This window comes from Streptomyces sp. P3, from assembly GCF_003032475.1.
Classification (GTDB): domain Bacteria; phylum Actinomycetota; class Actinomycetes; order Streptomycetales; family Streptomycetaceae; genus Streptomyces.
Genome location: NZ_CP028369.1, coordinates 882,078 through 895,309 on the forward strand (window position 1 = coordinate 882,078; position 13,232 = coordinate 895,309).

Consider the following 13,232-nt stretch of genomic DNA (forward strand, 5'->3'; position numbering starts at 1 on the left):
CGGCCCCCGTCTCCAGACGCCGCGTTGCGCGGCGCCCGGTTACTTCATGCTGATCTCGGCGAGGTTCGGGTCCTCGTGGAAGTCCATCTTGATGTCGGCGAACTTCTTGGTGTTGGCGAGACGCAGCTGGGTGCGGTTCCACAGCGGGATCAGGGCCATGTCGTCCATGGCGAGCTTCTCCGCCTGCTTGTACAGGTCGTTGCGGCCGGCCTCGGCCTCGGTGGCGCGGGCCTTGGCCAGCAGGGCGTCGAACGCCGGGTTGCTGTAACGGCCGCGGTTGTCACCGGTGACCTTGCCCGACGCGTCCTTGTTGATGGACGCGGTGTCGAGCAGCGGGTACAGGAAGTTGTCCGGCGTCGGGTAGTCAGCGCCCCACGCGAAGCGGTACATGCCCGTGGCGCCCGCCTTCTGCTGGTCGGCGAGCAGCTCGGCGAACGGCTTGCCGGTCGCCTTCACCTTCACGCCGAGGACCTTCTCGACCTGCTGCTTGACGGCCTGGATCCACTCCTCGTGGCCCGCGCCCGTGTTGTAGCCGAGCTCGAGGGTGGTGCCGGGGGTGAGACCGGCCTCCTTCGCGAGCTGCTTGGCCTTCGCCGGGTCCGACTTGATGCAGGACTGGCACAGGTCCTTCTGGTACACGCTGGCGAAGGCGGGCGGCAGGATCGTCGTCGACTTGGTCTGCATGCCCTGGAAGACGCCCTTGATGATGGCGTCCCGGTCGATGGCGTACGAGATGGCCTCGCGGGCCTTCTTGTCCTTCAGCGGACCGTTGTCGGTGATCGGGAGAAGGTAGTTCATCCCGTTCGTGTTCTCGTCGATCCACTCACCCTGCGCGTCGTACTTGGCCTTGGCGGCCGGCAGCTGCGGGGTGGGCATACGGGCCCAGTCGAAGGTGCCCGCCTCGAAGCCCTGGTACTCCAGCGTGACGCCGTTGTTGGAGTTGAGGATGGAGATCTTGACCTCGTCGAGCTTGGCCTTGGTCAGACCGTAGCCGTCGTTGCGGACGAGCGTGATCGACGTGTTGTGCTGCCAGGTGCCCTGCATCTTGAAGGGGCCGTTGCCGATCGGCGCGTCGTTGTACGTCTTGTTCTTCGCGTCGCCCGCGACCTTGGGCACCGGGCTGAAGACCGTGTGCGTGGTCTTGACGTAGAACTCGAAGTCCGGGGCGGAGAGCTTCACCTGGAGGGTGTTGGCGTCCGGGGCACTGAGGCCGGACATGGTGGGCGCCTTGCCCGCCTGGACGTCCTCGAAGCCCGCGATGCCGGCCAGGTGGTACGCGACGTCGGAAGCCGCCGTCTTCTGCACCACGCGGTTCCAGCCGCGGATGAACGCCTCGGCGTCCACCGCTTCGCCGTTGGAGAACTTGGTGCCCGGCTTGATCTTGAAGGTCCAGGTCTTGCCGTCCGCGCTGACCTCCTTGGAGGTGGCGAGGGCCGGAATGACCTTGCCGTCGGCGGTCGGCTCGTACAGCCCCGTGAAGAGGTTGTCCGTGACGAGGATGCCCTCGGACTCCTGGGAGTTGTACGGGTCGATGGCGACCGGCTCCGTGATGCCCAGCCGGAAGGTGCCGCCGGCCTTGCCCGAGCCCTTGCCGCTGCTGCTGCTGCTGTCGTCGTCACTGCCACCACAGGCAGTCGCGGCGAGAGCAATGACGATCGCCCCCGCCACCCACTTGGCGCTGTTGGCACCACGCATGGGGTTCCTCCTCGTGAGTCCTGGTTTTCACCGCAAAAGGGAGCACACAGCACTCACCCGGTCGACAAGGACGGAGAAGGTGGAGTACCCCCGCAGGCTCGTGAGTCGCCGCCCCCTGCAGCGCATGACCCGTCAACCCCGAGCTCTACGCGCCTAACTATCTGGCATGGAATCTGACCGAACCACACCCACGAGGTCTCGGTTCGATCACACCTGGCGTGTACTTCTTCCAAAATCCGGACAAACAGTTAGCAGAAAGATCCCTGCGAAACGGACTTGTTACACATCTATCGGGGATCACTGTCCGCATTCCGGACGCCACAAGGGGAAAATCACTTGCGCCCGCACACCCGGGCGTACGGGCCGGCTCGGCACGCCCCACACGGGGCGCCCGGCGGCTCACGGAGACGCGCCGACGCGGCGCAGACTCTCCGTTCACACAGCAGGCTAGTAGGGAAAGTGGCTCGAAGCGGACCCCCCGGCGCAGAACGAAGGGTTTTCCCTACGTGTTCCTTAACACCGGCCGCACAGCCTCCTGCTGGTCCCGGCGGCCTTCCGGCCGCCGTCACCTTGCCATCTCCCCGGCCCGATCGGCGCGGACGCCGCATCCCGGGCACGCCTACCGTGCGGGCCCATGGCGATGTTCGTGCATCTGACCTCGGCGGCGAACGCGCCGCGCATCCGGCGTCCACGCGGCCGGCCGCGGACCGCAGGGCGCGCGGTGTGCAACTGCTTCCCGGTGCTGCCGTCGCACACTCTCATCCGTCAATGACCGCGTGAGCGGGCCCGGTTCGGCAGCCGGGGCTGCCTCGTCGCCGTCCACGTGCGGCTGGACGACGCCGAGCCGGTGCGCGCGGACCACTACCGGGACGCCGCCCGCGGTGCCCGGGCGATGGTCACGGCCGCCGAGGCGGTACGGCGGATCGCGGCGCCAGCCGTCCGCGAACCCTGACGACGGCCTTACGGCCGCGCCCTCCCCGGGGCCGGTCGCCCCGGTCGCCGCGCCCGCAACCCCCGTCCGGCAGCCCCGCCCGCGGCCGTTCGCACGGAACCCGGGCGCCCCCGTGACGGGGGAACCCGGGCTGCGGAACATGCCGGAGCGGTGAACTGCCCGCGGATCAGCCGAGCTTGGCGCTGATCCGCCGTGATCGGCGCTGATCAGCCGTGCTTGGCGCGGCTGGCGGTGCGGGCGCGGTCGCGCTGGTCGAGCACGACCTTGCGGATGCGCACGGCCTCCGGGGTCACCTCGACGCACTCGTCGTCGCGGCAGAACTCCAGCGACTGCTCGAGCGAGAGCTTGCGCGGCGGCACGATCGCCTCGAACGAGTCGGCCGACGAGGACCGCATGTTCGTGAGCTTCTTCTCCTTGGTGATGTTCACGTCCATGTCGTCGGAGCGCGAGTTCTCGCCGACGATCATGCCCTCGTACACCTCGGTGCCGGGGTCGGTGAACAGCACGCCGCGCTCCTGGAGGTTCGTCATCGCGAACGCGGTGACGGCGCCGGCGCGGTCGGCGACCAGCGAGCCGTTGTTACGGGTCGTCAGCGTGCCGAACCACGGCTCGTGGCCCTCGTGGATGGAGTGCGCGATGCCCGTGCCGCGCGTACCGGTCAGGAACTCGGTACGGAAGCCGATGAGACCGCGCGACGGCACGACGAACTCCATGCGGACCCAGCCCGAGCCGTGGTTGGACATGTTGTCCATCCGGCCCTTGCGGACGCCCATGAGCTGCGTGACCGCGCCCATGTGCTCCTCGGGCACGTCGATCGTCATGCGCTCGACGGGCTCGTAGACCTTGCCGTCGACGTCCTTGGTGACCACCTGCGGCTTGCCGATGGTCAGCTCGAAGCCCTCGCGGCGCATCTGCTCGACCAGGATGGCCAGCGCGAGCTCACCACGGCCCTGGACCTCCCAGGCGTCGGGACGCTCGGTGTCGAGCACGCGCAGCGAGACGTTACCGACCAGCTCGCGGTCGAGGCGGTCCTTGACCTGACGGGCCGTGACCTTGCGGTCCTTGACCGCGGCCTTGTTGTCGGCGCCCTTGCCGGTGCCGCCACGGCCGACCAGCGGCGAGGTGTTGGTGCCGATGGTCATGGAGATCGCCGGCTCGTCGACCGTGATGAGCGGCAGCGCGACCGGGTTCTCGGGGTCGGCCAGGGTCTCGCCGATCATGATCTCCGGGATGCCGGCCACGGCGCAGATGTCACCGGGGCCCGCCACCTCGGCGGGCTTGCGGGTGAGCGCCTCGGTCATCAGCAGCTCGGTGATGCGCACGTTGGACATCGAGCCGTCACGCTTGATCCACGTGACGGTCTGGCCCTTGCGGAGCTCGCCCTCCTCGACGCGCAGCAGCGCGATACGGCCGAGGAAGTTGTCGGCGTCCAGGTTGGTGACGTGCGCCTGGAGCGGGGCCTCCTCGTCGTACTCGGGGGCCGGGACGTGCGACAGGATCGTGGAGAAGAAGGGCTCCAGGTTGTCGCTGTCCTTCGGGACCGTGCCGTCCTCCGGCTTGGTCAGCGAGGCGACGCCGTCCCGCGCGCAGGCGTAGACGATCGGGAACTCGATCTGGTCCTCGTCGGCGTCGAGGTCGAGGAAGAGGTCGTAGGCCTCGTTGACGACCTCGTCGATGCGCGAGTCCGGGCGGTCCGTCTTGTTGATGCACAGGATGACGGGCAGGCGGGCCTGCAGCGCCTTGCGCAGCACGAAGCGGGTCTGGGGCAGCGGACCCTCGGAGGCGTCCACCAGCAGCACGACGGCGTCCACCATCGACAGGCCGCGCTCGACCTCACCGCCGAAGTCGGCGTGGCCGGGGGTGTCGATGATGTTGATGGTGACGACGTCCCCCCCGTCCTTGGGGTGGTACTTCACCGCCGTGTTCTTGGCGAGGATCGTGATGCCCTTCTCACGCTCCAGGTCGTTCGAGTCCATCATGCGGTCGTCGAGCGACTCGGCGGCGTGCGCGGCGAAGGCGCCCGCCTGCTTGAGCATGGCATCGACCAGAGTCGTCTTGCCGTGGTCGACGTGGGCGACGATGGCTACGTTGCGAATGTCGTGGCGCGTGGCCATAAAGCGGCGTTCTCCCGGAGTGTGAGGGCGACCCTGCTGCGTACGTCTGTGTTACGCGGGCCCTGCCGGGCTTGACACGCCACGGCCTCACCCCATGGTACGTGGCCCTGCGGGGGACGGCCTCCGCAGGGCCACCGGGGTCACCGGCCGCTCACCTCCCGATCACTCGCGGGAGGCGCTCGCGGAGGGGCTCCCGGCCTGGCCGGAGGGGGTCTTCACGCTGTTCTTCAGGAAGCCCATGTCCTCGTAGACGGGGGTCTGGAATCCGAATGCGCCCGCGTTCACCACGTTCTTGCGGACCGCCGTGAGCTGGGGGCGCTGGTAGAGAGGAATCGATCCGGCAGCCGCCCAGATCCGCGAGTCCGCCTTGCGGAGCAGGGAGCGGCTGCGGCCCTCGTCCAGCGTCGCGAGCGCCTGGTCGAACAGCTGGTCGACCTGGTCGGTGCCGACCCGTGTGTAGTTCTGCTCGACGCTGAGCGAGCCGTCGGCGGCCGGCTGCGGCTTGGCGTAGATCGGCCGGGCGTCGGTGGCGGGGAAGGCTGAGGCCGGCCAGGAGTAAAGGGCGAGGTCGTACTGGCCGGACGCGATGTGGTCCTTGAAGTAGCTCTCGTCCGGGACCTTGGTGATCTCCGTGCGGATGCCGACCTTCGCCAGCATCTTCGTGATCCGCTCGGCGACCGCCTCGAGGGACTCCGATCCGGGCCCGGACGGCAGCACGAACCGCAGGCTGAGCGCCTTGCCGTCCTTGGCCAGCGCCTTGCCCGCGGTACCGGCCGGGGCGGCGGAGGCCTTCGGGACGGCGGTGCCCGTCGGCTCGCCGGAGCCCTTGGGGGCGGCGGTGCCCATCGGGGCGTAGGCGCCGGGGAAGCCGCCCCGGCCGGCCTGCCGGTACTGCGCGCCGTCCTGGGCGAGCCGGTGGCCGCCGTCCGCGCCACTGGCGCTGTTCCTTGCCGTCTCGCCGCCCGCCGCGCGGGTCGTCTCCCCGCGGCCGGTCACGCCGGGCGCCTTGTCGTCCTCGCCGACGACGTAGGTGCCGTCGCCGTCCTCGGAGTCGCCGGTCTTCTCCCGCGTGGAGCCGGCCGCCTTCTTCCCCGCGGAGCCGGCCGCCTTCTCGCCCTTCTCCCTGACCGGACCGCCGAGCACCCAGCCGGCGTCCGCGAGCAGGGCCCGCGCCTCGGCGGCGTCCTGGTCGCCGATCGCTCCGCTGTTGTCGGCGTAGACGTCCTGCCCGGCGAGAGCGAGGTGGCTGCCGACGGGCTCCGCGGGCAGCCTCAGCGGCTTCAGCACGAGCTCGGCCAGTTCCCCGCGGTCCAGGGCCCGGGCCACGGCCCGCCGCACCCGCTCGTCCGCGAGCGGGCCGGTCTCACCGTTCAGGGCGAGCTGGGTGTAGGCGGGCTCCAGCGATCTGCGCACCTCGACGGCGCGCAGCGCCTTCTGCTGCTGCTCGAACCGCGCGACCGCCCTGCGCAGATCGGTGAGCGCCTTCCGGTCGTCCTCGGCCGACTCCCCGGTCCCGCCCTGGTCCTTGCGCTTGTCCTTGGCCTCGTCCTTGCCCTTGTTCCCGGCCCCGGACTTCTCCGTGCCCCTGTCCTCGTCCTGGTCCGTGTCCTCGGCCACGGACAGGCCGTGGGCCCGGGCCCACGCCCGCAGGGTCTGCTCGGCGGCCCGCCCGGAGCCGGCGACGGCGTCGGCCGGCGGCCCCGCCGCCCCGCCCGCCGCGCCGTCGACGCGCTGCGCCGTGGCCGGATCCACCTCGGCCAGGTCGATCTTCCCGGCGGCCAGCGCGGAGGCCCGTTCGTCGCGCTTGACGGCCGTCAGCGTGATCTCGGAGAGCTTGGCCGGCCTGCCCCACCAGCGTGGGTTGCGGGCGAGGTGCACCTGGTGGTTCTTGGTGTCGACCTTCTGTACGCGGAACGGACCGGCGCTCACCTTCAGTTTGCGCCGCGCCCCGTCGTTGAAGGCGTCCGGCGTGCCCATGACGTCCTTCGGGTACAGCGGGGAGAAGAGCGAGCGCCAGTCGGCGTACGGGCGGCTGAAGGTGACCCTGACCTCCAGGTCGTCGTCGCCGCGCTCGATCTTCTCGATGCGCTCGTAGCCGGCGTTGCGGGCGGTCCAGTAGGCGCTGTCCTTGCCGGACAGGGCGCGCCACTGCGCGGCGAAGTCGGCGGCGCCGATCTCCCGGCCGTCGCTCCAGACGGCCTGCTGGCTGAGCTTGTACAGGACGACCTGCTTGGGCTCGGTGTCGACGACCTTCGCGGACTCCAGATAGTCCGCGTCGCGCTGCGGCCGGCCCTGCGCGTCGATCCGGAACATCGACGGCAGCACGGCCTGGGCGACCCGGGTCGTGGCGGCGTCGGCGTCCGCCTGGAAGGTGTTGAGGGTCTCGGGCACCGCGTCCACGGCCCAGCGCAGCGTCCCGCCGTCGGCGACCTGGGCGCGGGCGGTCCGGGCGATGTCCTGGCGGGCCAACGGGCGGCCCGCCTCGTCCGTGGACCCGCAGCCGGTCAGCAGGGGCGCCGCGAGCACGCCCGCGGACAGGAAGGCGACCGAGCGCATGACCGAACGCAGTCCGACGCTGTCGCAGGACTTCGACATCTGGTACCTCCGGGGAGCCGCTGGCAGTGCGTTCTGATCACATTTGGCGGTATTTTGGAGTTGATCAGATCTACGACTTACTGAAGAGGAAAGGGTTCGCCTGCCGGGAGCGACACGGCGGCAGGGACCCGCAACCCCACTCGTGCGGAGCAACGCACCCCCTCCGCACTCCCTCCGCACCCCTGCGTATCCGCCAATCACTGCACACGCCTTCACATCCACCGGTGTGACGCGCAACACTCGCAGGCGCATGAGCGTTGCCGTCCCTGGCCCTGCCCACGGAAGCGAGGTCATGTCATGTCCGTGCACGACGACCTGACAACCGTCCAGCGTTGCCTCGACGACCTCTCCCGGTCCGTCGGCCGCCTGGAACAGCAGATCGGCAGCGGCGGCCTGGAGATGCGCCGCGTCCGCACCGACGCGGACCACCTGCGGGAGAGCGTCGCACTGCTGCGCGAGGCGGCCGCCCATCCCGGCGCGCCGCGCAAGCCCGAACTGGTCACCATCCCCGACACCCCCTACGACGACTCCCTGTGGATCGACACGGACGACGAGGGACTCGGCGCCCGGGACCGCCACGCCCCCTGACCCGAGCCCCCCGACCCGAGCCTCCCGACCCGAACCGGAGTCCTGCGTTGGCCACTGGTACGGAACCCTCACCCACCGACCACCGTCCCCCGAGCGGCGTACGCGGCGCCGGCCGCGCCGCGATCGCCGCGCCCCATCTGCGGACCGACCGCTGGTGGCTGGCCCCCGCCGCCACCGCCGCCGGTCTGCTGGCCTTCATCGTCTACTCGACCTGGCGGGCCTTCGCGAACGCCGACTACTACGCGGCCCCCTACGTCTCGCCGTTCTACTCCCCGTGCCTGGCGGAGAACTGCGACACGATGCGGCACGGCCCCAACGCGGAGCTCTTCGGCGCCTGGTGGGGGATCTCCCCCGCGATCATCATCCTGATCTTCCCGCTCGGCTTCCGGCTGACCTGCTACTACTACCGCAAGGCCTACTACCGGGGCTTCTGGGCCTCGCCCCCGGCCTGCGCGGTGGCCGAGCCGCACGCGAAGTACACCGGCGAGACCCGTTTCCCGCTCATCCTGCAGAACCTCCACCGGTACTTCTTCTACGCCGCGATCGTCGTCGCCGGGATCCTCACCTACGACACCGTGCTCGCCTTCCGCGACGAGCACTACGCGTGGGGGCACATGGGACTCGGCACCGTCGTCTTCCTGGTGAACATCGGGCTGATCTGGGCGTACACGATCTCCTGCCACTCCTGCCGGCACATCGTCGGCGGCAAACTGAAGCACTTCTCCAGGCACCCCGTGCGCTACCGGGCGTGGCAGTTCGTCGGCAGGCTCAACGCCCGCCACATGCAGCTGGCCTGGGCGTCGCTGGTGAGCGTGGCGCTCGCCGACTTCTACGTCTATCTCGTCGCGTCCGGTGTCTTCGACGATCCGAGGTTTTTCTAGATGCTGCCGAACCTGATGAGTGGGGCCTGCTGATGTCCGTGGTCGACCGCCAGGAGTGGGACGTCGTCGTGGTCGGCGCGGGAGGCGCCGGGCTGCGGGCCGCCATCGAGGCGCGCGAGCGGGGCGCCCGCACCGCCGTCATCTGCAAGTCGCTGTTCGGCAAGGCGCACACGGTGATGGCCGAGGGCGGCATCGCGGCGGCGATGGCCAACGCCAACGAGCACGACAGCTGGCAGGTCCACTTCCGCGACACGCTGCGCGGCGGGAAGTTCCTCAACCAGTGGCGGATGGCCGAGCTGCATGCCCGGGAGGCCCCGGACCGGGTCTGGGAGCTGGAGACCTGGGGCGCGCTCTTCGACCGCACCGCCGACGGCCGGATCTCCCAGCGCAACTTCGGCGGCCACGAGTACCCGCGCCTCGCCCACGTCGGCGACCGGACGGGCCTGGAACTGATCCGCACCCTCCAGCAGAAGATCGTCTCGCTCCAGCAGGAGGACCACAAGGAGACCGGCGACTACGAGTCACGGCTGAAGGTCTTCCAGGAGTGCACGGTCACCCGGATCCTCAAGGACGGGTCGAGAGTGAGCGGTGTCTTCGCCTACGAACGCGAGACCGGCCGCTTCTTCGTCCTGCAGGCGCCCGCCGTGGTGATCGCGACCGGCGGCATCGGCAAGTCCTTCAAGGTCACGTCGAACTCGTGGGAGTACACCGGCGACGGCCACGCGCTGGCCCTGCTCGCCGGGGCGCCCCTGCTCAACATGGAGTTCGTGCAGTTCCACCCGACGGGCATGGTCTGGCCGCCGTCGGTGAAGGGCATCCTCGTCACGGAGTCCGTCCGCGGGGACGGCGGGGTGCTGCGCAACTCCGAGGGCAGGCGGTTCATGTTCGACTACGTCCCCGACGTCTTCAAGGAGAAGTACGCCGAGTCGGAGGAGGAGGGCGACCGCTGGTACGAGGACCCGGACCACAACCGGCGTCCGCCTGAGCTGCTCCCCCGTGACGAGGTGGCCCGCGCCATCAACTCCGAGGTGAAGGCGGGCCGCGGCTCCCCGCACGGCGGGGTCTTCCTGGACGTGTCGACACGGATGCCCGCCGACGTCATCAAGCGCCGGCTGCCCTCCATGTACCACCAGTTCAAGGAGCTCGCGGACGTCGACATCACCGCCGAGGCCATGGAGGTCGGGCCGACCTGCCACTACGTGATGGGCGGCATCGCGGTCGACTCCGACACGGCCGCCGCACGGGGGGTGCCGGGACTGTACGCGTCCGGCGAGGTGGCCGGCGGCATGCACGGCTCCAACCGGCTCGGCGGCAACTCCCTCTCCGACCTGCTGGTGTTCGGCCGGCGAGCGGGCCTGCACGCGGCCGAGTACGCGGCGGCGACGACGTACGAGCGCCCGACGGTGGACGAGGCGCAGGTGGACGCGGCGGCCGCCGAGGCGCTGCGCCCCTTCTCCGCCGAGGCGGTCGGCGAGGGGCCCGTGAGCGGTGCCGCGGCCGGCCCCGCGGAGAACCCGTACACCCTCCATCAGGAACTCCAGCAGACCATGAACGACCTGGTCGGCATCATCCGCCGGGAGGGCGAGATGGAGGAGGCCCTGAACCGGCTGGCGCGGCTGCGGGCACGGGCCCGGCGGGCCGGCGTCGAGGGCCACCGCCAGTTCAACCCCGGCTGGCACCTGGCGCTCGACCTGCGGAACATGCTGCTGGTCAGCGAGTGCGTGGCGCGGGCGGCGCTGGAGCGCACCGAGTCGCGCGGCGGCCACACCCGCGAGGACTGCCCGGCGATGGAGCGCACGTGGCGCAACGTCAACCTGATCTGCCGGCTCGCCGGCCCCACCGAGGGCCCGGCGGCCGACGACCCGCAGCGCGGCCGGATCCAGCTCGTCCGCGAGACCACCGAACCCGTCCGCCCCGACCTGCTCGCCCTCTTCGAGAAGGAGGAGCTGGTCAAGTACCTCACCGAAGAGGAGCTGTGCGAATGAGCGGCTACGAGGCCCGGTTCCGGGTCTGGCGCGGTGACACGGAGGGCGGCGGTCTGGAGGACTTCGCGGTCGAGGTCAACGACGGCGAGGTGGTGCTGGACATCATCCACCGGCTGCAGTCCACACAGGCGCCCGACCTCGCCGTCCGCTGGAACTGCAAGGCGGGCAAGTGCGGTTCGTGCTCGGCGGAGATCAACGGGCGGCCCCGGCTGATGTGCATGACGCGCATGTCGGTGTTCACCCCCGACGAGACGATCACGGTGACCCCGCTGCGGGCCTTCCCGGTGATCCGCGACCTGGTCACGGACGTCGGGTTCAACTACCGCAAGGCGAGGGAGGTCCCGGCGTTCGTGCCGCCCGAGGGGGTCGGGCCCGGCGAGTACCGGATGTTCCAGGAGGACGTGGACCGTTCGCAGGAGTTCCGCAAGTGCATCGAGTGCTTCCTGTGCCAGGACACCTGCCATGTCGTGCGCGACCACGAGGAGAACAAGGCGGCGTTCGCCGGCCCCCGCTTCCTCATGCGGATCGCCGAGCTGGACATGCACCCGCTGGACGGGGCCGAGGCGAGCGGCCTGGACCGCAAACGCACGGCCCAGGACGAACACGGCCTCGGCTACTGCAACATCACCAAGTGCTGCACGGAGGTCTGCCCCGAGGGCATCAAGATCACCGACAACGCGCTGATCCCGCTGAAGGAACGCGCCGTCGACCGCAAGTACGACCCGCTGGTGTGGCTGGGCTCGAAGATCAGGAGGCGGTCGTCGTAGACGCCGGGGGCAGCCGGGGGACGCGGCCGGGGCGCCGGGCACGGAGCCGGACCAGCAGCCCCGCCATGAACACGACCCACCCGGCCCACGCGACGTAGACCGACGCGCCGTGCGGCGGACCCTTCAGCGGGCCGACGAGGGCCCACACCGTCGCTCCGGCTGCGGTGACCAGCGATCCGTATCCCCACAGCCGCGGCCTGAGAATCCTGGACCTGCCCCACGGCGGGACCCAGCCGGTCGCGACTCCGGCCGCACCGCCCACGGCCAGAACCATGACGGCGAGTGCGGTCGCCCCCACCAGAATCGCGTGCATGGCGCTCATGCTCGCAGGATCTCCGGCGCCGGCAAGAGTCTTGACCCGACCCCTGCCGACCCGTGGCCGGGTCTTGGGACACGTCGCCCCCGGTCCGCGCCTACCGGACCCAGCCCTCCTGGTACGACGTCCAGTCGGTCTCCGTCGCCGCGAAGTCCACGTACGCCGCCACGCCGAAGTTCTCGCGGTCGGCGTCGGTGCGGGACAGGCCGAGCCGGACGCCCCGGACGGCGGCGGCGACCGTCTCCGCGTGCGCCCAGTGGCCGAAGCGGTTCTCCCGGTAGAAGGGCAGGCCCATCAGCAGGTCGGTGGAGGGCGGAGTGACCTCCAGGGCGAGGGACGTCTGCTGGGCGACGTAACCGCCGTAGGTGCTCTGCAGCGGCTGCATGGTGTCGTACGACATCACGGCGATCTGGTCGACGCGGCGGGCGACCTGGCCGAAGAACCTCTGCGACCACCACTTGGGGTGCCCGGTGGTCGTGCCCCAGAAGGAGTGGAATCCGGGCACCGGGTCGATCTGGTGGGCGGCGACGGAGAGCTGGGCGTGGTGGGCCCGGGTGACGGCGCGCAGGGAGTCGAGCAGGGTGAGGTAGTCGGCGTCGTCGGAGTGGAGGGGTTCGAGGTCGAAGTGGGCGCCCTCGAAACCGGCCGCGAGGATCTCACGGGTCGACCGCACGACGGCGGCACGGGTCTGCGGCCGCTCCAGCCGCATGCCGTCCGGGGTCTCCGTGGCGAGCACGTCGCCGAGCCAGGCCTGGACGCGCAGCTTCGGCGCCTCCCGGTGCACCGCGGCTATGAACCACCGCGCGTTCGCGTAGGTGGACTTCGGCAGCGTGCCGTCGTGCTCCAGGGGCCCCGCGTGCAGATAGAGGTCCCGCATGCCGGTGTCGGCGAGGCGGCGGGTCAGGGTCTCGACGTCGGCCTCGGTCTTGCGGCCGTCCACCCAGGCGTGGCCCAGCCAGATGGCGTCCTTGCCTCGGGTGTACGTGCCGTCGCCCGGATCGCCCAGGTAGTTCACCCGCAGTGCGGCCTCCGCGACGAGGATCGGCACCAGGATCAGCAGGACGAGGACGAGGGCGGCGCGGCGTACCCGGCGCAGTCGACGTCGGGCCGGCCCACGGCCCGGGGCGGCACCGGCTCCGCCGCCGGGGCCGCCCGAACCGCCGTCACCGTCGGCCCCGCCCTCGGCGCCTTCTCCTGCCCCGCCCTCGGCGTCGGACGCGGGCGGCTCGGGCGGAACGTCACCGGTCTCGGCGGCGGGGACGGGAGCCAGGACGGAGGCTGGGGCGGCGACCTCTGCGGAGGAGGCCTCGGGGCCGGCGGGGGCGGCGCCGGGGGCTGC

Annotated in this window: 11 protein-coding genes; 6 read left to right on the plus strand and 5 right to left on the minus strand. The window is 70.7% G+C overall.

Annotation, left to right across the window (positions count from 1 at the left end; all coding sequences use genetic code 11):
- Window positions 1-39: 39 nt before the first annotated feature.
- Window positions 40-1,695, minus strand: a complete 1,656-nt coding sequence (locus tag C6376_RS03750) for an ABC transporter substrate-binding protein (protein WP_107442084.1) — start codon at window positions 1,693-1,695, stop codon at window positions 40-42.
- A gap of 634 nt (window positions 1,696-2,329) precedes the next feature.
- On the opposite strand from C6376_RS03750, the gene C6376_RS46320 reads away from it, so the two are divergent.
- Window positions 2,330-2,467, plus strand: a complete 138-nt coding sequence (locus C6376_RS46320; RefSeq protein WP_159083144.1) for a hypothetical protein — start codon at window positions 2,330-2,332, stop codon at window positions 2,465-2,467.
- A 51-nt stretch (window positions 2,468-2,518) separates the two neighbouring features.
- Window positions 2,519-2,647 carry a hypothetical protein gene (locus C6376_RS46325; RefSeq protein WP_319595600.1) on the plus strand — a complete coding sequence of 43 codons (129 nt, stop codon included), beginning with the start codon at window positions 2,519-2,521 and terminating at the stop codon, window positions 2,645-2,647.
- Window positions 2,648-2,853: 206 nt separating this feature from the next.
- Here the strand turns inward: C6376_RS46325 and typA are convergent, their stop codons facing one another.
- Window positions 2,854-4,761: a translational GTPase TypA gene (typA, locus tag C6376_RS03755; RefSeq protein ID WP_107442085.1), complete on the minus strand. Its 1,908-nt coding sequence runs from the start codon at window positions 4,759-4,761 to the stop codon at window positions 2,854-2,856.
- Between the two features lie 162 nt (window positions 4,762-4,923).
- Complete coding sequence (locus C6376_RS03760) at window positions 4,924-7,356, minus strand: ABC transporter family substrate-binding protein (protein ID WP_107442086.1); 2,433 nt, start codon at window positions 7,354-7,356, stop codon at window positions 4,924-4,926.
- Window positions 7,357-7,653: 297 nt separating this feature from the next.
- Between C6376_RS03760 and C6376_RS03765 the strand changes: the two genes are divergently transcribed.
- From C6376_RS03765 to C6376_RS03780, 4 genes are read left to right on the plus strand one after another with little or no spacing between them, the layout of a single operon-like run.
- Window positions 7,654-7,944, plus strand: a complete 291-nt coding sequence (locus C6376_RS03765) for a hypothetical protein (protein ID WP_057584388.1) — start codon at window positions 7,654-7,656, stop codon at window positions 7,942-7,944.
- 47 nt (window positions 7,945-7,991) lie between these two features.
- A complete protein-coding gene (locus C6376_RS03770; protein ID WP_107442087.1) occupies window positions 7,992-8,825 on the plus strand; it encodes a hypothetical protein in 834 nt (277 codons plus the stop codon).
- A 32-nt stretch (window positions 8,826-8,857) separates the two neighbouring features.
- The gene (locus C6376_RS03775; protein ID WP_107442088.1) at window positions 8,858-10,810 is read left to right on the plus strand and encodes a fumarate reductase/succinate dehydrogenase flavoprotein subunit; all 1,953 of its coding nucleotides are present in this window, start codon (window positions 8,858-8,860) and stop codon (window positions 10,808-10,810) included.
- On the plus strand, window positions 10,807-11,577 hold the full coding sequence (locus C6376_RS03780) for a succinate dehydrogenase/fumarate reductase iron-sulfur subunit (RefSeq protein WP_107442089.1): 771 nt from the start codon (window positions 10,807-10,809) through the stop codon (window positions 11,575-11,577). The genes C6376_RS03775 and C6376_RS03780 overlap by 4 nt, the downstream gene beginning before the upstream one ends.
- Here C6376_RS03780 and C6376_RS03785 read toward each other — a convergent pair.
- Both C6376_RS03785 and C6376_RS03790 read right to left on the minus strand, forming a co-directional pair.
- Complete coding sequence (locus C6376_RS03785) at window positions 11,558-11,899, minus strand: hypothetical protein (protein WP_107442090.1); 342 nt, start codon at window positions 11,897-11,899, stop codon at window positions 11,558-11,560. The two genes, C6376_RS03780 and C6376_RS03785, sit on opposite strands and share 20 nt — an antisense overlap.
- Window positions 11,900-11,990: 91 nt before the next feature.
- Window positions 11,991-13,163: a glycoside hydrolase family 18 protein gene (locus C6376_RS03790; protein ID WP_107448758.1), complete on the minus strand. Its 1,173-nt coding sequence runs from the start codon at window positions 13,161-13,163 to the stop codon at window positions 11,991-11,993.
- Window positions 13,164-13,232 lie beyond the last annotated feature (69 nt).